Here is a 24,033-nt window from a genome sequence, read left to right as displayed (position 1 = left end):
ATCAATACCATTGAGTTTAAAAGATATAAACAACAAGGGACAAAGGAATCTGGATGAGCGGACCAAGCGAATTCCGACAAGGTGAATCATGGCATGGCTGACAATTCTTCACCGGAATTTCACTAAAAAGTACCTTACCGCTCTGGATCAACTGCTCTATTATTTTTCATTTCGAGCGGTACCCCTCGGTATTGTCGTTATTTCCATCCTGACTCTGCTCACCCTGAATAATCAGTACGATTTCACGCCGGGCACTCCGCTTGCCATGCGTATGGCCAGCCAAGGACCTAACATCCAAAGCCCTGCCCAGGCGCTCACCGAACTTCAAGAGCAGCCGCTTGCCGCTTCGCATCCAATACGGGCGCAGGAGTCGCCTGTATGGTTTTCGTTTGTCATACCCGCCTCAAGCCAGGGAAAGGGCATGAGCGTAGAGGTGCCATCGGAACATGCGCAAACTCTGGCCTGCTGGTATGCCGCGACACAGGCCCTGCTGGGCAAGGCGGATCGCAGCAAGGCGATGGGTAGCGTCCAGCACGTCAAATCGGGCTTTGTCATCGGGATCCCGAACAATGCCTTGCCCGTATCGATTCTGTGCAAGGCCGATTTCCTGGGCAAAGCGCGCCTGTCGGCTACCTTGTGGTCGAACATCGAAATGGAGAAATCGGTTACGGAATACGACCGCAGCGCAGGCATACTCGAAGGCGGCTTGCTCACACTGACGCTGATAGTCCTGATATTCGCGGTGATCAATCGTGAATGGATGTATCTATTGTTTGCCGCCTGGCTGCTGGGCAACCTGCGCCTCAGTGCACTTTCCATGGGCTGGGATACGCAGTGGCTGGGGCATGCAATTCCTTACGCCTGGCTGCCGTTTCTCAGAAAAACGACCATTGCAATTTATTACCTGCTGACATATTCGCTATTCACCCAGCTGTTTACAAACGACCTGGCACACATTAACTTCCCACGTATGCAGCGGGCCATTTTGTGGGCGGGTCTGGCTTTGCTGGTGGCCGCCGGCATCTTGCCATACACCCAGTTTCTTCCCGTAATGTGGCTGCTCACCACGTTTGGCATTGCCATAGCCATTTTTCTTTTAAGCCGCATTCTGATCGCGACGCGATCCCGGGTTGCGCTCTGGTACAGCATCTCTCTGGGTATCGTATTAACTACCGGTATTGCCCACGCTCTGGCGGAATCCCGGAATATCGCTTTTTTAAGCAGCAGCCTGATCAATGTTGCGGCCGCCTTGCTGTCGAGCACGATCGTTGCCCTGGCCATTGCCGAGCACATGCGGATCGAACGTCTGGAAAGAATACAGGCGCAGGCAGAGCTGCAAGGCACTTATGAGGTTACGCCAATAGGACTATTTACCCTCGAAGACGACGGCACTATCGTACGAACTAATCTGGCACTGGAGCAGATGTTGGCCTTTATCCCAGGCGCGGACACGATACGGCAATGGGCCGATTACTTCGGCACAGAAAACTGGCACAAGCTCAAGGCGGCGGCCCTGCAGGGCGTCGATACCGAAATAGAAATACAGAGCCTGGCGGGCCAGCACACCAGGCAACGGCATTTCCTGGCCAAGGCAGTACGCGCCAGCTCCAGGATCGAAGGCTCCCTGCAAGACATCACAGAACAGGCACACACCATCGCTCAATTGCGCATTCTGGCCAATCACGATCCACTGACCAACACACTCAATCAGCGGGGGATTGAAGAAAAGCTGAACGAATCTTTAAAGTCGTTGATTACCGGCAAGCCCTTTGCCCTGGCCTACATGGACTTGAGCCCGCTCAAGATCATCAACGATCTATACGGCCATACGGCGGGCGACGATGTGCTCAAACAGGTATGCCTGAGAGTCGGATCCATACTCCTCCCTGGACAGTACCTGGGACGCGTCGGTGGCGACGAGTTTGTTATCGTGTTTCAGAATTGCCCGATCGATCGGGCGAAAGAGATTTCTCAAAAAATCATAGACGATCTTCGGGCTACCCCATGCCAGATCGGAACACGAGCATTCCAGACCAGGGCATCCGTCGGCCTCGTCGAAGTTACTACGCAAACATCAACGCAAGATGCTATATCCACGGCAGCCCGAGCTTGCAGGGCTGCTCAAAAAGCCAATCAAGGTCAAGTCATGGTTTACGAACGCAATGCGCAGGCATTCCAGGAGCACCTCCAGGATCTGCACCTGATCAAGGAACTGGGCAGCGGATTCTCGCCGCAGCGGCTATTTCTCGAAATGCAGCCCATCATGTCGCTGCGCGAGCCCTATGAAACCCTGAACTTCGAAGTCCTGCTCAGAATGCACGATTCGAACGGCGCGCTCATTCCGGCCTCAAGAATCATTGCCGCGGCCGAAGAAAGCGGCACCATCTCGGTCATCGATAAATGGGTATTCGCCACAACACTGCAATGGCTGGATACCCACCAGGAGCAATTGCCGAAAACCCAGTTCGTGTGCGTCAATCTGAGCGGCATGTCGCTGAACGACGAGAAATTCGTTGACGATTTTTTTGCCATACTGGCCAGATTCGAACATCTGGCCCAGATGCTTTGCATGGAAATTACAGAAAGCGTCGCCCTGCACGATATGGAAAACACGCGGCGATTCATCAAACGCCTGCAGGCGCTGGGAGTGCGCATCGCCCTTGACGATTTCGGCGCAGGGTATACCTCGTTTTCCTATCTTAGCGAGCTGCCCGCCGACGCAATCAAGATCGACGGATCCTTCATCAGAAATATGAATGAACGCCCAGTCAATGTGGCGATTGTCGGAGCGATAGTCGCCATGGCCCGCAATCTTGGCATGCAAAGCATTGCCGAATGGGTTGAAAACGGTGAGACCCTGGAAGCGCTGGCAAAAATGGGAGTTGATTACGTTCAGGGCTATGCCATTGCCCGGCCACTATCCCCGGATACCCTCCTCGCGGCCGAGAACATAGACAGCGTTATTCTGGACGAACACATGAGAGACCTGGTGCGTAGTATATCGTCGCCGCAAACCGCGACCGACTTCTGGGATCAACATCACAATCTGCCCCCGACCGACTGGCACTGATGCGGCTTGAAGCAGGCTTCAAGCCGCTCCGGAGCCGCAGCCTCGGACTTAGCCTGCCGATGCCGCCTGCCAGCGCCATGCGTCTTCGCACATGTCCTTGATGTTCTTTCCGGCGCGCCAGCCAAGCTTCTGCTCCGCCAGCGACGTATCGGCCCAGCACGCCGCGATATCGCCAGGACGGCGGGCCACGATATCGTAGGCCACGGTTTTCCGGCTCGCCTGCTCGAAGGCACGCACCATGTCGAGCACCGAGTATCCTTTCCCAGTACCAAGATTGACAGTCAGCAGATCCTGCCGGGCCTGCTCGCAATAGCGCAGCGCCGCCACGTGACCTTGCGCAAGATCCATGACATGAATATAGTCGCGCACTCCGGTGCCGTCGGGCGTATCGTAATCGCTGCCGAATACCTGAAGCCTGTCGCGTTGGCCCGCGGCCACCTGGGCGACATAGGGCATCAGATTATTGGGAACGCCTTGCGGGGCTTCGCCAATCAGGGCGCTGGGGTGGGCGCCCACCGGGTTGAAATAACGCAAGCGCGCAATGCGCCAGCCTGCTTGTGCGTTATACAAACTCTCGAGAATATCTTCCACCACCAGCTTGGTATGGCCATAAGGATTGGTGGCCGAACGGGGGTGATCTTCGGTTAGCGGCAGTTTTTGCGGATCGCCATACACAGTGGCCGACGATGAAAACACAAATGTATTCACATTGGCCCGCTGCATGGCGCTCAACAACTGCACACTGCCATTTACATTGTTGTCGTAATAAGCCAGCGGCAGCCGGGTCGACTCGCCTACCGCTTTCAAGCCCGCAAAATGCATGACAGCGGTAATTTGATGGGCCTGGAACAATGCATCGAGGGCTCCACCGTCGCGGATATCGGCTTGAACGAACTCCGGCTCGACGCCGGTAATTTGTTCGATGCGCCGCAGTACCGTAGGGCTGCTATTACACAAGTTATCCAGAATCAATACACGATAGCCCGCTTCCTGCAAGGCGACTGTAGTGTGGCTGCCGATGAAGCCGGCGCCTCCGGTAACTAATATCGTTGGAATCATGGGATATAAGCCTGCAGTTTATGTAAAAACAAACCCGGCTCAGACTTGGCCGAAGTTCAGAACATGGCTGTTATTGGCCAGCGGGCGCTGCTTTGTGCGCTTTTCTTCATACATGCGGGAATCGGCCAATTGTAAGGCTTTTTGCAGCGAACCCGCCTCGGATTTGAGTGCAACACCAATCGATGCCTTGATATCGGCTTCGCTCAGCGCCAATTGAAGCCGCTTTTTCAGCTCACTGGCATCCGTAGTGGCCACATTCCGGAGCATTACCGCAAATTCGTCGCCACCCAGGCGGGCGATGCAGTCATTGTTGCGAAGTTCCGCCTTGATTGTTTGCGCGGTGCGCCTCAGCAAATCGTCGCCGGCCAAATGGCCGTGGGAGTCGTTGACCAGCTTTAAAAAATCCAGATCGAGAAAACCGATGGCGACTTCTTCCTCGATGCTCGCCACACTTCGCAACTTCTTGTTCCAGCCTGCCCGGTTGAGAACCTTGGTCAAGGAATCGATCTGGGCATCCTGCTGCGTTTCGAGCACCAGTTTCTCGGCCGCAGCCAGCTCGACGTGCATGCTCAAGGTTTGCGCTATGGCGCTCAGGCAAAGCGCTATTTCCCTGGTACGCGAAGGCGGGTAAACGCCTGGCAGCAATTGCTGCGACAAAAACCCCGCCACCATCCCGGATATTCTTCCGTCGCCACGCCGCAAATCAGCCTTGAAAACGTGCCTGGGATGAAGCGCGGAAACCTGGGCGGAAGCAAGTGCCTTCAATTCCATTTCACTGACCGGCCGGTGGCTGAACCCTTTGGCAGCGCCCTGATCGTTTCCATCGCTGGCCAGCAGGCTGGCCAGATGGCTGGCCGCAATGGCATCGACGCCCCCAAAAGTGGCCACGACCTCGACATGCGCCTCTTCCTGCCTGCCCACAAACCAGCAGTCCATCGGCATGAACACCTGCAAAATGTTCAATTGAACCGATAGCACTTCCATCGCAAGAAAATCTGCCCTGTGCCCAAAAACCTCGTTCTCATTTGCTATAAATGACATTTGATCTGTTTTTAGTCCTAACATGCGGGGGCCAAGACGTGCGCGAAACCGCCGACCGAACTGGCCTGCTAATGCCTGGAGGCAAGGTTTACCGTTTGCAAGCGGCCGTCGCCGACATAAGGCACCAGGCCCAGCGCCCTGATGCGCCGCACGGTGTCGCGCGAGCACTGCAGGTTCGTCGGCAGACAGTAATCAATGGCAATGACCGGCAAGCCATACTGCTGCTTTACCGTGCTGGCCTGTGCCAGCAGCCACTCGCGATCCGTATCAGATACATCAATATATTCGCCGCGCGATTCGCTCCAGCCCTTGAAAAGCGACTCGAAGGCGACCGCGTAAACATCGTTATGTACCTCCGGCAACAGCTCGAAACCTCGATTGAGTATCAGGGCGGCGCGCGGGAAACGTTTATGTATGGCGCGAATCACGGCAACTAGCCCTTCCTGGTTCTGTTGCCGCTGGGCAGCATCCTTCACGACCAGTTGGTACGAATCGAGCGTATCAAGAAAAAAGCCGCTATACCCTTGCCGCCATAGCGGCGCAATGACATGTTCGACGAAGAACTCCGGCCAGCCCGGCGCGGTTTGGTCGATGATGTCGGAACTCCATTCCGCGTTATGGCCAATTATCCAGGACTTGGGAATGGCAGAGTAATAGTCGCGCGAACTGTTGACCTCGCCGACACTGACATACGCGATCCAGCGGGTTTTATGGCTCGTGTGGACGGGCACAAATCCGTGGCCAGGTTCGACCACGGCAAATTCAAACTGCGCCAATTGTTTCAGTATGGGCGTCTTGCCATAATAAAAAGCAATGCTGCGCGGTGCCGCCATCGTGTTGGCAGACGCGCCGCCAAAACAAAGCGACGCCACCAACCCCGCCAGCAGGCCAAGACCATAACGTATTTTGCGGGACAGCGAGGAACGCAATAGGAACGGCAACCGCATGTATTCAGGAACTCCGTTGCAGCATATAGGTTTCGTATTCCAGCGTTTCGAAACGCCGGTCAAGCAGGTAAGTACCCAACAATACAACCAGCAGCAGGGCGCCCGCAAATCCGTACCCATATACATCGGGGCCTAAATCCAGGGTAATCCACGTAAACACGCCATTGAGCAACACGAACGTGGCTGTCAGACCCAGCACGATGCGGCGCCTGTCCAGGTAGAAAAAGACGTTGAGAATCCCCAGGAACAATACTTGCAGGCTTGCGGCAATCACGTCGATATGCAGCAAAGGCAGGTAAAGAGTTGAAATGCCGATCAGGCGCAACAATTTGTCGCCGAACGCGAAAATCAGCAAAATCACCACCGCCTGGATTTTAAGAATCTCGTACAGGCCTGTCCTGGCGCTGCGCACCATCATGTTACGCATATCGCGTATCTGATTTAGCGTGCCGCCCGAGCGAACGGCCCGATAAAAGCCGTCGTAGTATTCGACAAAATCGGTTTCGAGGCGCAGCAGGAAAACCGCCATCCCCGGAATAATGCACAGATACGAAATGAATACGGGAATATCGTAGATGACGGAAGCACGCAGCGGTCCGATGACGTCCTGGCCGGTGGCCGAGAACCAGAACATGAACTTGTCGAGCCAGATGCCCAGATTGAACAGAAGGCCGACAAAGATCAGACTGGGATACGCAAAACGCCGGTCGAATACCTCCCAGGAAATGTAGTCGTCGGACTCGTAATTGCGATGAATCAGGCTGGCCAGGCCAATCAGCAAAATCAGGTGGCCGAAAACAAATCCCCCCAGCAGACCTTCCAGGCCAAACCGGTTGAGCATGACCGCGAAGATGACAGTCACGGAATAGCCCACAAAAAACGTGGCGAGGATGGCCTTGTACTGTTTGATACTGGTTAAAAAGATAACACCGATCCAGATATTGCTGACGATGACAAAGCCCATCAGCATCAGCATGCGGTAGGCCAGAGACTCGTGCTTGAATACGGTGACCGCCAGAATAAGCCCCATCAAACCGGTAACAAGCGTGGCTACCAACGTCACTGCGTTGTAGCTGGGCAGGACCCGATCGGGCCGGCGCTCGAAGAGCCTGTCGGAAATAAAGCGCGTAAACGAAAGCTGGAGCGCGCCCGTAACAATCAGGCTGGCGGCTATCAGATAAGTGACCGATACCTGGAACTGCACGATACGTGTGGGCGGCTCTACGACCGACAGGCTCATCAGGCCGATCAGCAGAATACCGACTATCGATAAAATCAGCGGGCCCGCGCTGATAATGCCTGCGTACGCGTACGCCGACAAGGTGCTTGTCAGGCTGTCGCGCCGCAGGATCTTGCGTAATTCAAAACCTATGCCGGCCATTACTGGTCTCCTTTGGGGCTGCCGTCCGCACGGCTTGCCGTCAGCTTCTGATAGAGCCCGCGATAGCTGTCTTCCATAAGGGTATCGGTATAGTAGCGTTCGACGCGTGCAATACCGGCCTGTTGGGCGGCTCGCCACACCGAAGGCTGTTCAAGCAAGCCGAGTATCGACTGCGAAAAAAGCTCGGGGTTGGCAATCTGCACGACCGATCCGGCGCAACCCAGCGCACGATCGGCATCGTCCATGCCTTCAACCAGTTCCCGGCAAGACCCCACATCGGTGGTCACTACCGGAATGCCCGCGGCAAATGCTTCAAGCACGACCAGCGGAAGCGCCTCGCTGATCGAGCTGAGTGCAACCAGGCCAATTTCGGGCAATAAGTCATCGACTTTCCTGAACCCGAGAAACTTCAGATTGTCCTGCAGGCCCAGGCTGCCGACCAGTTCGCGGCATTCGCGAACATACTCCGGATCTTCGGTTTCGGGACCGACGATCCAGCCTTGCAGGGCCGGCAGCTTGCGGCTGGCAATAAAAATTGCCCGGATAAATGTCTTGATATCCTTGATCGGCACCACACGTCCGATAAGCGCCACAACCAGCGGCACATCGGCCGGCCGTCGATCCCGCAATGCAGCAAAGCGGCCGACGGCTATACCGTTGGGAATGCTGCGTGTCTTGGTTTCGGGAGCGCCATCGCGAATCTGGCGCAGGCGATTGCCTTCGTACAGGGAAACGATGTCGTTGGCGGCTTCGTAGCAAACGCGCCCCATCGCTTCGAAAAAACGCACCCACAGGTCCTGGAAATACCCGACCTGCGAGATATCTTTTTCAAAAATGCCACGATTGTCGCGGATCCATTGGCTCTGCAAAAGATCGATCTTGCGTTCTTTGGTATAAATGCCGTGTTCGGAAACCAGCAGGGGCCGCTCTGTACGGAAGTGCAGCAAAGCGCCGAGAAATCCGGCATAGCCCGTGGAGACCGTATGGTAAACCTTGGCCGGGATCAAATTCTCGGCAATGCGCGCCAGTTGCCATAGCGGCTTGTGCATGATGCGTATTGTCCAGAAATAGTCGGTGAACGAAGGGTCAGTGCAGTACTTTTCGTAATGGTCGGTAATGAAATCCCAGGAACGCTTGCTATGCAGGAACTGCTGTTCACTAATGTCGCCGCCGTCGGCCAGCATGGGAATCACTTCACGCATCAGCCTGCCGATTGCGCCCAGATTCTTGTTCTTGCGCAGTTCGTCATGCATATGCGCGACCCGCTCGAAAGCATGCTTGTTGCCCGCGCTGGTTTGCACCGGTTCAGACGATGTGGCCTCATGAATGTAGTGCTCTTCAAAGTGAACCACGTTGTCGGGCAACTCATAGCGCGGCTTGCCGTAATCCTGGCGACGGCTCCCGATAAATACGATGGCAAAGGTAAATTCGGGAAACGCCCGAATCATTTGATTGACCCACGCCGACACTCCGCCCGAGACATAAGGAAACGTCCCTTCAAGCAATAAAGCAATATCGGCCGATTGCGCCCGACGATTCAGGTTTGTATTCATTTAGACCAATAGCGTACAGTGGGCTGTAATAAAGGAGACGCAGTGCTGTTGCCTAGGGGGCCAAGCAACTTTCCGACTCGACCATAATCACGCTGAAGAAAAGCCGCTTCGGCCTGCCAGGGTAACAGACGGTCGGCAGGGAAGTAATAAAACTGCGCGCTCTGCAGGAATTCCTGCGCCTCGCGCGGCTTATTGCTTAACAGCGCGCACCGTCCAAGCAAATACCACATGGACGCATTTTCGTTATTCTGTTCCAGGGCTTCGTGAGCATATTGCTCGACGCGCTCCAAAGTGTAGCGGTGGACTTCGCCATGCACCAGGTTTTGATAAATCAATTCCCAGTGCAGTTCGGCCAGGCGGCTGTTGACGTCGCTTTTCTCGGCTGTGGTCACCGCGTCCGCCAGATGCTCCTGGGCCAGGAAGATCTCTTGCATGATGGATTTCTCGGCACCATCGACGATGCCGTAGGCCAGCAGGCGAATTTCTTCGGAGGGATCGGACAGAAGATCGCGCAGCATGCCGCCAGTGATGTGCGACGGCAGCGTCTGCACGGCCACCATGGCGGCCATGCGGTCTTCAGTCGACCCATTGCGATTTTCGAGCCGCGCGCGCAATCGTGCGCCGCCGCCATGTGTCACCCGCGACACCAGATAGGTAACGAACTCGGGGTTTTCGACAAGTGCGGAATCCGCCTGTTTGTCTGCCGCGGGAAGCAGCACGGCCACCAGTATCACGCTCAGGAAAAGTACTTGACCGGCCACTGGCAAAAACAGACAAATGGCGAAAATATGGGCAAATGCCCCGACGCGCCCCCCATGATAATGCCGGGGCAGAGCACTAAGCATGAACAGCCCCATCATGAACGCCGCCAGAACCTGCCAGCCAAAAAACACCAGCACAGGGTCGAACGAACCGACAGGCTGCCAGAATGTACGTAGCGCCAGCGCCTGCGTTACGAGCGCCAGCAGGCCCAGCACGCACGAACATAATATCCTAAGCATGATGACCGCACCGTGCCAGTAATTTTTCGAGCCCAGAGCCAGGAGCCTCGGCGTCGACGGCGGCGCTGTGCACCGCCACATGAGCCTGGGCCAGGTCGGTGTCGAACTGGGTCTTCAGATTGCTTTCAATGCGCAGCAAATAGCCGTCGATGCCGTTTTCATCGGTCAATGGCATGAGCACGACCACCACTTGCGTCTGCTCCGTGCTGAACGCCCACAGCAGGTCAAGCGTACGGCGCTGGCGCACAACCTGGTCAAACAGCGAATCGCCAATCGTACCGCGTGGAAACACCAAGGCAACCAGCGACGAATGAACACCGCTTACCTGGCGCATGTGAGCCAGGCGCCCCAGTTCCAGGGCAAAATCGTAAGGGCATTCAGCCACGACTTTCTGTACCTGAGTCACGACCGCCTGCTGCTCGATGCCGTCGGCATAATAATTAAGCAAAACCAGCAGCAATTGCAGGTTATCGAAATTCAGCGACAGGAACGGCATGCGGCGCACCACCAGCACACCTGTCATCTGATCCGACGCGGCAATGATCGGAACGCACGCCAGATACGCGCTTTCCTGGGCATCGATATGGCGCAAATGCGACAGCGCACGCTTTTCGACGCATTCGCGCAGCAAGGGGTCATCGGCATTTAGTTCGAAGCGCTCGCCCACCGATGCAATGGCCTGTTGCGCGAGGCCATTGCGCGCAACCGGGAAGATCGATGCCACGCCAATCTGGCAGCTCAAAGCCGCAAACTCGAGCATGGCCTGGGCATTGGGCAGCGGGTCGCTTTGCACATTCGATGCGGACAGGCTTCGCAGGTAGCCCACTGCATCGCGCAAAGTGGAAGGCTTGGAAAGCAAATCCCTTTCGAGACGCTCGTGGGAAACACGCAATAAATAATGATTATTGGTGATAGACACCAAACGATCATTGAGATAGTTATTGACGCCCTGCAAACGATTGGCGCGATTGGCCCAGACATCGCAGAAATGCCCTGTGATGACCAACTGCGTCAATCCACCCACGAAAAACATGGTGGGAAAAGCGCCGCCGTCGCCGTAAAACACGGCCCAGGCGAGCGCCACGCACAAGCCCGCCACCACGCCCAGAAGCGCGCCATAGCGCAACGCGAAAACGGTGGCGGCCAGCCAGATCCACGGAAAGTCGATACCCAACAACAGGGGATCGCCAGGCCGGATTAAATAGCAGACCCCGATAACCAGGATCATGCCGACAATAACCTCGATAATGGAAGCGGGCCGGGTAGCCGCTGGCGCAAACAAACGGCCATACAGTCCGACATTGCCCTTGGAGTCGGATTTACGCGCTTTTGACGGCTGTTGCTGTAACGTAGCGGATTGCACGGCGGCTTGTCCTTATCGTGGTGTTAAGGGAGACAACAATTGCCGAATCAGGGTTTGCCCAACTCCGGCCACACTGGAACGGCTCCAGCCGCTGCGGCTGCCGGTGGCGCTCCAGACAATCGCACCGGATTTCAGGTCGATGAGATTGAAGGTCAGGCCAACCACAGGCTCGCCGTCCACCCCAACCTTGTAGCGCCATTCCTGGACAGAGCCGCTCAGGGCGTAATGTGCGCCAGTGTTGCGGGCCCAGTCAAGCGCCTGTGTCCGTGTTTGATCAGAGTTGCCGCCGACCAGGGAATCCGCGCCGTCGCTATTGGGGTAAGCCTGTAGGCCGGAGAACCCTTTCTGGTGCAATATGCTTTGTGCAATGCTCTGGGCGCGCTGGCCCGCATCGGGCGTTTCGGTGTAGTTGGCAATAGGCAGCACAGCCAGCCCATCGGCTTTGGTCAGGGCAGGCGAGTTGCTGGCGTCGATTGTCGAGCAACCTGCCAACACAGCCAGCAGCATTACGCTGCCCCATTTCAGAAATTTGCTAATACCAAGGGTTTTCATGCTCTTGCTCCGGTTTTCATTAAATGACAATCAATGTGGGCGCCGTGTCTTGTGCGCTGCCACGGCTTAATAAAACAATCGATACGACAAACCTACTTGCGTCACGCGCTGGCCGCTCCCCTTTGCCGCGGCTTCATGTACATAGAAAATCCGCAAATGATCGTTGCCGAACAGCGCGCCGCCTATACCCAGATTGACCTGCGGTCCCCAGCCCTGATTGCTGTCGTGCACATAGCCGACATCGACGAAGGGGCGCCAGGCGCGCGAATAGGCGTTCTTGTCGTCGGTACCCAGACCGACCATCAGCCCATATTGGGTAAAGTTTTGCGGCATGAATTGAAAGGCCGAAGGAACGGTCCCATCAGGCAGAAGAACTCCCAAAGACGAAATCACATTGTCGCTTGCCGAGTAAATGCCCCGTGCTCCCACCAGACGAATATTCCAATCGGGGTAGGTCGTGCGGAACCGGTATCCGATGCTGGCCGCCAGATCGAAGCCATGACCCATATAGGTGCGATCCTGGGCATGGAAGCGATTGGCTTCGGCCGTGCCTTGTGCAAACCAGCGCGATTCGGGATTCCATTGCAGGCCCAGTTGGAAGGTATCTTTGGTCGCTCCCACCTGCATTTCCGGAGACAAATTGGTGAACTGATTGATGCCCAGGGTGAAGCTGGTCGTCAAGGGGCCGGTGCGATTGAAGTCACCGTGTATATTCCCGGTATAAAACGAATTTACCGCATTGCGATGCCCGACCGTCAGCGACAGGTCGCGATCGATGGTGCTGTCGCGCAAGGTCAGATTAAGCTCGCGATCATGCGCCGGCACCCATGCCAGCTGATCGGTATCGGTGGTGCGCTGATTGCGCTGTATGGCCTCGATGTTCAAGCCCAGGCGGCTGGTCAGCTTGAGGCCGCCCACCACTGAGCTTTGAACATAGCGCAAGGGGTCGGAAATCGAGTTCATGACATCGGCGCCAACCGAAGGCCGGTCGCGCAACAGCGTCTCGGTCATGGTGTCATGCACGTCGCTGTTGTCGGGCGCGCCTTCGGCCGCCGCAAACGCCACGCTTTCCGCTTCACTGGCTCTTCCCGTCTGAACCAACGCGGCAATGCGACTGTCGATCGGAATACGTCCCTGGCGGGTATCCAGTACACGCGCCAGCGTTTCCCGATCGTGGTCGGCCAATGCCAGTGTCACTTCGGCATCGGCGGGCCGCAGCAGGCGATTGGTGTATTCGCGAGCCAGCCAGGCACGAGCCAGATCGTTATGCTCACCGCTGATGGCCCAGGCCACAGCCACCTCTTTGGCGGTTGCGCTGATAAGGCGGCGATGTGCATTGCCCTTGCCCGCGGCAGGCCCTGACGATTGTTTTCCGCCACCTGCCACAACGTCCTTCAGTTTTGGCAGGCCGGCATTGTCGGCCAACAGAGAGTTCGCCACCGCACGCTCTTCAGGCTTGCGGCCATCCTGCTTGAGCAGATCGATCAGCAGGCTGCGTGAAATATCGCCATTGGTAAATGTCTGGCTCAAAGTCACGCGCGCCATACGCAGGTCGTGGCGCTCGTTGGGATCCAAGGCGGACAATTTATCGCCGCCTTTCGCCTTGCCGCTCGAGCCGGCAGCGTCGACAAGCTGGCCGGAAGCCGTTTTGGACTGCAATATACGCCAGGCCTGGCGACGAATACCCCAGGCCGCGCTGGCATGGCCTGATGATTCCTCGGCGTCCGCCAGGGACATCAGCCATAAAGGGTCATCGCCGGATTGCACACGCTGCTGGCGCAGATATGTCACGGCTCGGGCCGCATTGCCCAGACGCAGTTCGCCCGCGGCAAACGCCCCCCAGTAAGCCGAATTGACTTTCGCGGCAGAACGCCATTTGCTCAGAGCGGCTTGCAGTTCGTCGTCTTTTCCGAAATCAACCAACGCCCACAAATATGCCGTTTTGATTTCATCGTCGGCGTCGGGCAATTGCGCAGCACGCCGGTAATCGGCCAAGGCGGCATCCCAACGCTGGGTTTGAAGATAGTACTGGCCGCGAGCGGCTAAAAGCGGCGCCGATTGGTTGAACTCCGCACGCTGTTCAGGCGTCAGGCTATTGAGCAAGAGCTGGATACGAGGCCAGGCGCCCGCCGCCGCATAAAACTGCAAGGCCGATTTCAACGCCACTTCGGACTCGTTCTTGCGAAATTCCATCTCGGCCGTACGGCCCGCATCGATTGGATGGCCTTCATAAAAATAGGTCATGGAGTTCAGGTCGGAAGCATCCGATTGCCCCGTCGCCAGCAGATGCTTGTAAGCGAAATTAGCGTCTTCCTTATTTTCCATCTGGCGCGCAAGTTCGCCATACAAGCGCCAGTATGGGGCGGATTCGAGACGATCATTCGCCTTGTCGCGGACTTTGTGCAGAGTCGCCAGAGCATCAGCCGGACTCCCCTGCTGATATTCAATGGTGGCAACATGCGTCGCATAGGCCAGGTTTTCAGGATACGCGGACATCAAGCTGCGGTAGGCCTGCAGGGCAGCCTTGTCATCGCCGGAACGTTCGGCAAGGGCCGCATAACGCTCAAGCGAAGGCTGGCGCGCGGCACCCTTGGCCCGGCTTTTAAGATAGGCCATGCCGGCCTGAGGCTGGCCCAGGCGCTCGTACGTGGCAACCACTTTGTCGCGCAAGGCCAGATCGCGCGGCGATCGGTCCGATGCATGTATCAGCGCGGCCAGATAGGCCTGGTCGTTGTCGAGTTGCGGCGCAAGCTTCAGTACATTGGCCCAGGCCTCGTCATTGCCCGAGTCCTGCGCAAACTGCAACCAGTATTTCAGCGCAAGCGCCGGATGATTGTTCCATTGGGCCACCTGGGCCAGACGGCGTGTCCATACCAGAGGATCGAGGTGACGCTCGAGCGCTTTCTGAGCCAGCTTTTCGGCTTCGCCCAACTGCTTGCTCTCGACAAAGGCCTGGAATGCAAGATCGAAGTCGCTGTTTTCCACGGCAGACCCGGATTCGGGCTTGGTGCCTGAGGCGGTAGCGACCAATTGCACATGGGCACTCGCAGTCTGGCCATCGAAATATCCAGCCACGGCCCGGTCTGTCGGCCGAAAATCAGCGTGACGAATCAGGCCGTCCAAATCGGCAGGCGTGAAATTCACATAGCCCACGGCATCGGCGTAATCGGAATAATAGGCGCCGCGCTGGCTTTGAGTGGAATATTTGATCAGATCGCGCGCATAGCGCGCCATCAAGTCGGTGCGGCTTGCCTGCCGCGCCAGATTGATCAGGTAGCGCAGCGTTTCAGGATCCTCGGCCAGGCTGCCCGCCCGCTTCTCTGCTTCGGTGCATGCGCGGCCAACCTCGCCATCCGACACAAACGCTTTTAGCGCGGCCAGGAAATAACGCCGTTTGTCATCAAGCGCAGGCGCCGCTTCCTGAGCCGCAAAGTACGCACGCGCGGCTTCGCCGTAGGCTTGTCGGCTGAGCGCGGCATCGCCGATCCGCTCTTGCCATTTCGACGCATTGGCCGCATCGGCCACGGCCAGCATCTGGTAGTAGCGCATCATGACCGAATCGGCGCCCGCTTCGCGTGCTTTTTCCGCGAGCCCGCTCATGACTGACACATCCCATTGATATTGGGTGGTTTGTTTCAACACTTTGGTAAAGCGGGCCAGGCCTTCGGCGCGGCGCGCATCGTTGGGCGGAAATTGATAGGCCAACTGTTCGGTCACGGCCGCTTCCAACAGCAAAGCGCCTTGCTGCGCCTTGGCATCGCCCTGGCCTTTGAGGTTTTCAACGACACGCAGGGCCGATTCCCAATGGCCAAGCTTCATGTACTGGGCAAGCAAGGCACTCTGACCCGCCAGCGCATCCGACTGGGTCTTCGACGCCTCGGGCTGAACATGCTGCCACGCGGCCAGATAGGCCTTGTCATCGTCGAGCTGCGGAGCAAGCTTCAGCACATTGCCCCAGGCTTCCTCATTGCCCGACGCCTGCGCAAACAACAACCAGTACTTCAATGCCACTTTGGGGTGATTATTCCATTGAGCCACCTGGGCCAGGCGGCGTGTCCACACCAAAGGATCCAGATGAGCGTCGAGCGCCTTCTGCGCCACCTTTTCGGCATCATCGAGCGAGTTGCTTTCAACGAACGCCTTGTAGACCAGTTCGTATTCGGCGGATTTTTTTGCATCCTGAACGCTCGCGCCAGGAGCCGCATCCGCGGCCGCCAGATAACTGCGTGCACCGGTCATTTGCGGCAGATAGCTGGCACGGCGGACACTTCCGCGATACAAAGGAATCGCCATGGCGCCGATCGTGGACGCACCCGCTTCGTACCGAACAGCCGCTTCGTAGGGGCGGGCCTCACGCCCGCCCGCGGCAGGCACCGCACTCAGGGGGGAAAGTTTTATCAGATCGCGCGCATAGCGAGTCACCAGATCGCTGCGGTTCACTTGCCGTGCCAAATCAAGCAGATAGCGCAAGGTTTGAGGATCCTGGGCCAGGTCGCCAAGGCGTCGCGCGCCTTCGTCGCAGGCACGGGCAACCTGATCACCCGATTCCAGTACCTTCAGCGCTTCAATAAAATAACGCCGCTTGGTGTCGATCGTATCGGCCGCATCGTAGGCCGCAAAATAAGCCTGAGCCGCATCGTTGTAATTCTGATGAGACAGGGCGGCGTCGCCCAGCTTTTCCTGCCACTGCGCCGCATGAGTGCTGTCGGCGGCGGCCAGTTTTCGATAATAGCTGGTCATGATCGCATCGGCGCCGGCGTCGCGCGCCTTTTCGGCGAACGAACGCATCATGGGGATATCCCACTGGTATTGGGAGGTTTGTTCCAGCACTTTGGTAAAACGGGCCACACCTTCCGCCCGGCGCGGATCTGCCGGCGGGTATTCGTATGCCATCTGTTCGGTGGCCGAGACCTTCAACAACAAAGCCTGCTGGCGCGCCTTGTCGTCCTTGCCCAAGCTCGCGAGCCTATCGGCAACGCGCAGAGCCGGCCCCCATTGACCCAGCTTTATGTACTGGGTGGCAAGCAGATTCAAATACTGAGGCGAGTCGGGCTTGAGGCGCAGCCAGGCTTCCAGATAAGCGGTGGACAACTCGGAAGGCGGCTGCGACGCAAGGCTTCGAGCCTGCTCGCCATCGCGCGGGTAAGCCGTAGCCAGCGCCGCGACAACGCCCGCCCCGATCACGGCGGAAAGCCACAGCGGGCATAATTGTTCGCGACCCTTATTCACAGTTCACCTTGATTGAATGATAAGAAACGGGTTTGGCCGCGTTGCCGCTTACGCTCAATTGCAAGGCCCCCCCCTTGCCAGCCGCGCCCGCCGGCCTGCCATCGATGGTTGCGCGGCAACTCCCGGCATCGGCCAACTGCACAAATGGCTTGTAATACCCGCCGAACTCGAACTGCATCCCTCTGCCCGTACGCTCGAAATTGCGTACAAAGCCCGAGGCCTGGGCGATATAAGGTATGTTCCCCGAGGATTTCGGCGAAATTGCAAACGACGCCTGGTCGCCTCCCATATGAATATATAAACCGCCTGGACCGGGTAGATAGCCCGAGACATCCGAGGCCGTCGACAGATCGGGAACCCCACTGCCGGGCCAGCGCAACTCACGCAGATACTGGCCCGACCGCACGACCCAGCGATTCCCTTCACGCGCAACCGCCACACGGCGCCAATCAAGAGCCCGCTCGAGATACTCAGTCGTAAAGACCGGGAAAATCGGCTGCTTGAGCACGGCATTGAACACGGTATGCAGCGCTTTCAACGAGGCCGTCTTGGTCCCCGAATAAAAGTGATAGTAAATATCGATAGGTTTGAAGCGTATGGGTTTGTCGGTCAATGCAAACGTTTCAAGTACGCGATCATAGCCATAGTATGGCCCCAGCCAATCGTTGGTATAGACGTTTTCATTCATTACCCCGGCATAGACCTGGTAATCACCTGGGCGATCGCCCTTAGCAAGACCATAGGGCGCGATATTGGTCCAGCTATTATTGTTCTTGGTTATTATCGTATCGCCGCCATTGATATTAAGCACGCCTGCCTTGGCAGCCAAGCGCAGGGCGATTGGCGGCGCCGCGGCGTCCCCCGGCCACAAGACTGCGACAACAGATTTCCCGGGCGGCGCAAGACGATGATTAATGTAATCGATAGAGCCCTGAATTTCACGCTCCATACTGAAGTCGTAATGGGGAATGTCCAGGGAAAATGGAGTGTCTCCTCGCCACTCCGGCCTGAGCTTGCCGTTATTGAATCGCCTGCCCGTGCTGTCGACCTGTTCTAGATAGAAAGGGTGAGAGTATGTATGGCTGCCAATCTCGACATTGGGCAAGGCGAATATTTTGCGCGCGATGGGCTCAAGCACCGGCGTGAGCTTGGGATACATGCCTGAAGAACCAACCTCTCCTTCAATTACCGACACAGTCATGGGCAGCCGGTACTTGGTAAAGATCTGGTTATACAGAATCTGACCGCTGTATTCATTTGTGGCGCCGGCAAACTCGCCCCGTGATGCAAAACCGTCACCATCCACATGGGTAAACATCAGACGCCGGCCATTTTCGGTCGTTAAGTCGGGCACCGGCATGTCGGGTAGCGCCAAGGCCTGCCTGAGGAAATCGATCGGCTGAATAGCCCAGCGATCCTGCCCGATGGCATTTCGGCTGACCACTGTATACGGGTCCAGCACATAGCCTCCCCATGAGGTCAGGCCCGCCGCATCGTATATGTAGTTATTGGCATTCAAACGCAGCAAAGACCGCCCCCCGGCTCCGACGCGTATTCCCAACGCGCTGCGAATATCGGGCTTGGGCATAATCTCGAAGCCCATCATGGGTGCCTTGCTTACCACCTGGGGCGAACTATTTGCAGGAGCCGTGCCCGGCACCACCTCGAGGCCCAGGGCGCGGCCGGCCTGGACATCGATGGGAAAGCCGAATTGATTGAAAACGGCAACGCGCATCCCTTCGTGTATGCGCGCCAGCAACCATTGGCGCCAGGCGCCCGAGTTATTGACGGCCCGATCGATGGCGACCACGATCCCGGCGTAACGATCGTTTGTAATATGGCCAGGCAGGGGGGCATTGATATCGGCGTACTGGATATCGTAGCCAAGATAATTGAGCGGCATTGCGATACTGTATGCGCCGACCGACTTGTCCAGCGGCTGATAGCGGCCAACAGTCTGCACCAGCAGGATCTTGCGCGGCATTACTTCGATGCGGCCGACACCAACAGTGGCCATGCCCGGGGCCGTGACAAAAGGTGTGACGCCATCGGCGGTGAGCCGACGCGCCGTATTGCGGCGGCATGTCTGGTCGCCCACCGCGCAGTAGTCTATGGCGACCACCGGCAGCGGCGCATGGGCCTGGATGCTCTTGATCTGCTTCAGCGCATTGGCGCGCAGCGCCTGTGGAACTTCCGCAAGAAAGCTGCCATAGCCATTCTGCTTCTGATAAAGCGAATCGACCACTGCGGCATATAAATCGGCCGCATTGGCCTGGACCAGGCCCAAATGGTTGCGCAGCATCAGGCGAGCCTGGGGATATTTGGCGTGTATTGCTTTCATGAGCTGGCCAAGCCACGCGTCGGATTGAGCCGCGTTTTCGTCGAGCCCCGCCCCGTCATCCAATAAAAACCCGCGGTACCCTTTTTCCCACAATGGGCCGACCGTCTGGCTGACAAAAGCATTTACATCGTGTGATTTCCCCGCAAGCCCGCTCAAATCGAGGCGCGCAAACCAGGCCGTATGCGGCGCCAGATTGGCCTGAGGCAAAACGGCACGGGCCGGATCGATAACCACCGTATCGAACGCTTGCAGTTCGTCGACAGGCAAGTCGCTCTGGTAGTAGAACGCAATATTCGGGGCTTGCACAGAGCCAGCGGCAACCGTTGCAGCGCGAGCCACGCCATGCCCGGGCAAAGAAACCAATACGCTCCCAATACCGACCACAAACAGGCGGAGCGCCAGTAGGCAAAGACCGTGCATTCGGCCTTGATTTGGCGATGGGCGTAACCCGCGCGCTAAACCCATCTTGCCGTCTTTGTTGGAGCTTTGACGCCACATCATATCTTGATTGCTCTTGTTACGATGGGTGTGCCCTTGCTACATTACCTATGCCTTTTTCCTGGCCTTTTTCTTTGCCGCAATGCCAAACACCACATCATTGTTGTTTTCTTTTATTTCGGGCGACTGTACCGTTGCCTCGGACCATTATGTTACATACGAGGACGTCAAGATGCCCGTCTTGGGATTCTAATCGACGAGATCTGCGAAACTCGAGAAATTTAGCGGGGGTTTAGACAATTTTTCGTAGCTGGGCTACGTACCGAGATGTGAATTGTGTCACAAGATACGCCATTTGTATATCTTTTAACCGATACCCTCATGGCCTATTGACATATTGAAAATAGTAAATTCGTTACATTCAATGCGGGAATAGATGATAATTTACTACGTTTTGTATCGAATAGCTGATAATAGTTACCGAAACGATTGAATGTTCCATGCAGGTGCCGGCCTGGCGTAACGCAAAAGTGCCGGGCTGATGAAATATCAGCCCGGCACTTTTAGCCCGCCACAAGGAGGATGCAGCGCAGCCTAAAGCTCGCCGTATGAGTGCAGGCCCGACAAAAACATATTCACACCCAGGAAGGCAAAACTGGTTACCAGCAAACCACCCAATGCCCAGTAGGCGGCCATGCTGCCGCGCAAGCCCTTCATCAGGCGCATGTGCAGCCACGCCGCATAATTGAGCCAGACGATAAGCGCCCAGGTTTCCTTGGGATCCCACTGCCAGTATGTGCCCCAGGCGTCGGCGGCCCACAGTGCACCCAGGATCGTGGCGACCGTAAAGAAGGCGAAACCGACCGCAATGGCGCGGTACATGATGTCGTCGAGGATTTCGAGCGACGGCAGCTTATTGGCGATCTGCCGGCGAAACGCCAGTATTGCTCCCACGATAATCGCCCCAAGCCCGAAATACAGCATCCAGGTCAGCGACAGCTCTTTGGAGCCGAACACCATGGGTTCGGCGCACAATACCGCCCCAAGTATGAACAAGGGAATCAACTGGGCGCGCGACGTAGTCTGTCCGTGCTCTTTGATCAGATAGGCAAAACCCACCATGGCCGCCAGCGAAAATGTGCCATACCCAATGAAGTTGGCCGGCACATGCAGCTTCATCCACCAGCTTTTAAGAGCGGGAGTCAGCGGCTGAATGGCAAACGCATCGCGCGTAAAGGAATACCACAGCAGGAAAATAACCGCCGAGCTGATGACCAGCATCACGAAACCGCCCAACGCGCGCGTTGCATAGCGTCGTTCGTAGTACAGGTAGAACAGCGCCGTGATCAGTGAGAACAGCACGAACACTTCATACAGGTTGCTGACCGGAACATGGCCGATATCGGGACCCAGCAAATGCCCTTCGCGCCAGCGCACCAGCAAGCCGGTCACGCCGGCATAAACGGCACCCCAGGCGAACACGGTGCCAAGCCAGGCTGCCGTGTTGCTGAAAATACCGATCCAATAACAGATCGTGGCCAGCACGAACAGGGAGCACATCCATAAAATAGCCGACTGCGACGAGAACAAGTATTTCAGGAAAAACACATGCTCGGCCCGCGTGATGTCGCCCTGGCCAAGACCGCCGCCATTGCTGTATAACCAGATGGCGAACAGGGCGCTGAGCCCGCTGGCGATCATCAGGGTACGCAAGGGACGCCACAACCAGCCCATCCAGCTGAACACGGCGACCGCGCCGCACAGAATCAGCTTCTCGTAATAGTCCATGCTATTACTGAAATTCATGAGCGTATACGCCGCCCCGCCGGCCAGAACCAGGAAAAAGACAATATCGGACCAGTTCGGCAAGCCGCGCCGACCGCGCGAATCGCCGCTCGCCGTCATGGCGTCCTGCCACATCGGCAGGCCCGGCTTGATGATTGTATCGGTCATAGGAAACCTCTTTACGTAGACAGGCGCTTGATCGCGTCTTTGAAGCGCTCGAACTCGTGTTGAAAGTCGAGGGTGCGCCGTTGCGAAGTCATGGCAGCCAGCAGTTCGCTGCCCTGTCCATGCGGCTTGACCCAGACCCAAATCCGTCGATCCCGAATATAGAACATCGAGAATACGCCTAATATCAAAAATAAACAGCCCAGATAAACCGCATTCTTGCCAGGGCTGCGAGCCACCTGGAACACGCTGGCCTGCACATGATCGAAGCTCTTGAGCGACATGAATACGGGCGCCGGGTAATCGGGCAGGTTCGCCAGCGCCAGCAGGGAGAGCTGAATCCATTTGCTGGCCTTCTCGCCAGCCGGACCTTCGTGATCAATAGGTTTGGCACCTGTCTTCTCGCGCTCGAGGTCGCGCAATTCAACCAGGCACAATTGCACCATGGGCACCGCAAACCCCAGGATCTTTTCGCGTTCCGGCTCTGGCACTTTCTCGACAATGGCGTTGAAACCGCCCTTGGCAAAGGTTTCCAGAGCGCCGGCAGCCGCCTTTTCCAGCAATGGCCGCTGTGCCTCGGAACTGGCATTCTTGGCGGCGAAACGGCCCGCCGCCTCAGCACGCATGAATGGATCGTGCAAGGCCGCGCGCAGACTCATGAATTCGGCCACAGAGTTATTGGCGTCGGCCGGGATGCGCATATACCGGTAGTTGGCGCCCGGGTTATCACGCTCGCCCGCCAGGAATACATAACTGCCGTCGAGCTTCATGGGCAGCATGTAGTTATTGAATTCGTGCGACTGGCCATCCCGGCCAACCACGCGATACTGCACGCTGGGCCCCACGTTATGCAGGTTTTCGTTTTTTGCCCCGGCGGCGCTGCCTGTGACAGCCGCCACTTGCGCCAGCATGGGCTTGGGTTGCGGATTGACGTTACCCGACAGGTTTTCGACATTGATTACGCGTAAACCCGACAGATCCAGCTCGACGCGCCCCGCCTTGGGATCGCTGCCCATGGTGATTTCGGTCGATTTACCTACCGTACCCGACACATCGAACGGCTGGCTTTTTGATCCGACCAGAGGGTAACCCACCAGTTGGAGCTTGCTGCCGCCATCATCGAAACTGGATTGGTAAACGGTGACTCCCTTGTAGCGCAAGGGTTCGTTGACTTCGATGGTCCGGTCGAATTTCTTGCCGGTTGCCGGGTCGGTGACTTCGACATCGCTTTTAAAGCTGCTGGGCATCCCCGTCGAATAATAATCGACCACGAATTTCTTGAGCTTGAGCACGAAGGGCAGCGGCTGGACCAGCACGCCATCGTCGACCCCAACAATGCCGGTACTGCTCTCGCTGCCTTCAGGCACCAGCATATTGGCGCGAAAGCTGGGGTTGCCCGCCGGCAGGCGCCCGGATTCCGGCACCTGGGAAATCAGCATGTTTTGCGTAATGGGCTTCTTGCCCAACCACACTTGCAGCCTGACAGCCAGCTCACTGTCGAGCAGGCCGCCAATACAGATGATGACAATCGCCGCATGGGCAAAAATATAGCCGAAGCGATTGGCGCTGCCTTTCTTGGCGGCAATCAGCACGCCTTCGCCATCCTGGCGGGTCTTGAACTTGTAGCCCTGCTCGGACAACCATTGCTGCACGCGGTTCTGGTTTTCGTTCGGAGCAAGTACCGAACCGCATTCGATCCGGTGATGAAACGAACGCAGGCTGCTTTCGCGTATGTATTCGCGAAACGAACGGGCATCGTTCACCATTTTGGGTGCATTGCGGATCAGGCAGATGCCGGTCGAGACCACCAGAAAGGTCATGATCAGCAAAAACCACCAGCTATTGTAGATATGCCAGATGGAGAACTTGTCGAATACGGCAAACCAAAAGGGGCCGAACTGGTCGATGTATTTACTGGGGGGCTGATTCTGCTGCAGCACAGTGCCGATAAGGCTTGCCACACAAATGAACATTAACAGACTGACGGCAAAACGCATGGAGCCGAGCAATTCGAGGACATCGATGCTCCAGCGGCGTACAGATAAAGTTCGGTTCATTTCAATTCGCAAAAAAGGGAGGACGCCGGCTACAGCTTCCCCCCCATTTGA

13 protein-coding genes are annotated in these 24,033 nt (G+C 56.8%); 1 reads left to right on the top strand and 12 read right to left on the bottom strand.

Going from position 1 to position 24,033, the window contains the following annotated elements; genetic code table 11:
* Positions 1–88 precede the first annotated feature (88 nt).
* Positions 89–3,070: a bifunctional diguanylate cyclase/phosphodiesterase gene (locus tag LSG25_RS16720; RefSeq protein WP_232742017.1), complete on the top strand. Its 2,982-nt coding sequence runs from the start codon at positions 89–91 to the stop codon at positions 3,068–3,070.
* 48 nt (positions 3,071–3,118) lie between these two features.
* Here the strand turns inward: LSG25_RS16720 and galE are convergent, their stop codons facing one another.
* The 12 genes from galE to LSG25_RS16660 all read right to left on the bottom strand — a co-directional run bounded on the left by galE (position 3,119) and on the right by LSG25_RS16660 (position 23,982).
* Positions 3,119–4,129 carry a UDP-glucose 4-epimerase GalE gene (gene galE / locus LSG25_RS16715; RefSeq protein WP_232742016.1) on the bottom strand — a complete coding sequence of 337 codons (1,011 nt, stop codon included), beginning with the start codon at positions 4,127–4,129 and terminating at the stop codon, positions 3,119–3,121.
* Positions 4,130–4,168: 39 nt separating this feature from the next.
* Positions 4,169–5,170, bottom strand: coding sequence for a GGDEF domain-containing protein (locus tag LSG25_RS16710; protein ID WP_232742015.1), 1,002 nt, complete (start codon positions 5,168–5,170; stop codon positions 4,169–4,171).
* A 68-nt stretch (positions 5,171–5,238) separates the two neighbouring features.
* Positions 5,239–6,117 (bottom strand): endo alpha-1,4 polygalactosaminidase, encoded by an 879-nt coding sequence (locus tag LSG25_RS16705; RefSeq protein WP_232742014.1) that lies wholly within the window; start codon positions 6,115–6,117, stop codon positions 5,239–5,241.
* Positions 6,118–6,121: 4 nt separating this feature from the next.
* A complete protein-coding gene (gene pelG, locus LSG25_RS16700) occupies positions 6,122–7,498 on the bottom strand; it encodes an exopolysaccharide Pel transporter PelG (RefSeq protein ID WP_232742013.1) in 1,377 nt (458 codons plus the stop codon).
* On the bottom strand, positions 7,498–9,051 hold the full coding sequence (pelF, locus tag LSG25_RS16695) for a GT4 family glycosyltransferase PelF (RefSeq protein ID WP_232742012.1): 1,554 nt from the start codon (positions 9,049–9,051) through the stop codon (positions 7,498–7,500). The genes pelG and pelF overlap by 1 nt, the downstream gene beginning before the upstream one ends.
* Positions 9,048–10,052 (bottom strand): hypothetical protein, encoded by a 1,005-nt coding sequence (locus LSG25_RS16690; RefSeq protein ID WP_232742011.1) that lies wholly within the window; start codon positions 10,050–10,052, stop codon positions 9,048–9,050. Before LSG25_RS16690 ends, pelF begins: the two co-directional genes overlap by 4 nt.
* Complete coding sequence (locus LSG25_RS16685) at positions 10,045–11,415, bottom strand: PelD GGDEF domain-containing protein (RefSeq protein WP_232742010.1); 1,371 nt, start codon at positions 11,413–11,415, stop codon at positions 10,045–10,047. The genes LSG25_RS16690 and LSG25_RS16685 overlap by 8 nt, the downstream gene beginning before the upstream one ends.
* Positions 11,416–11,427: 12 nt before the next feature.
* Positions 11,428–11,967 (bottom strand): penicillin-binding protein activator LpoB, encoded by a 540-nt coding sequence (locus tag LSG25_RS16680; protein ID WP_232742009.1) that lies wholly within the window; start codon positions 11,965–11,967, stop codon positions 11,428–11,430.
* A 66-nt stretch (positions 11,968–12,033) separates the two neighbouring features.
* Positions 12,034–17,196, bottom strand: coding sequence for a tetratricopeptide repeat protein (locus tag LSG25_RS16675; RefSeq protein WP_232742008.1), 5,163 nt, complete (start codon positions 17,194–17,196; stop codon positions 12,034–12,036).
* Positions 17,189–19,900, bottom strand: coding sequence for a sugar ABC transporter (locus tag LSG25_RS16670; protein ID WP_232742007.1), 2,712 nt, complete (start codon positions 19,898–19,900; stop codon positions 17,189–17,191). Before LSG25_RS16670 ends, LSG25_RS16675 begins: the two co-directional genes overlap by 8 nt.
* A 669-nt stretch (positions 19,901–20,569) precedes the next feature.
* Complete coding sequence (gene ccsB, locus LSG25_RS16665) at positions 20,570–21,928, bottom strand: c-type cytochrome biogenesis protein CcsB (protein WP_232742006.1); 1,359 nt, start codon at positions 21,926–21,928, stop codon at positions 20,570–20,572.
* An 11-nt stretch (positions 21,929–21,939) separates the two neighbouring features.
* Entirely contained in the window at positions 21,940–23,982 is a 2,043-nt protein-coding gene (locus LSG25_RS16660; protein ID WP_232742005.1) for a cytochrome c biogenesis protein ResB, read from the bottom strand.
* Positions 23,983–24,033: the final 51 nt, after the last annotated feature.

The organism is Paralcaligenes sp. KSB-10, from assembly GCF_021266465.1.
In the GTDB taxonomy this organism is placed as follows: Bacteria; Pseudomonadota; Gammaproteobacteria; order Burkholderiales; family Burkholderiaceae_B.
This window is presented reverse-complemented; position numbering and strand designations above follow the sequence as displayed.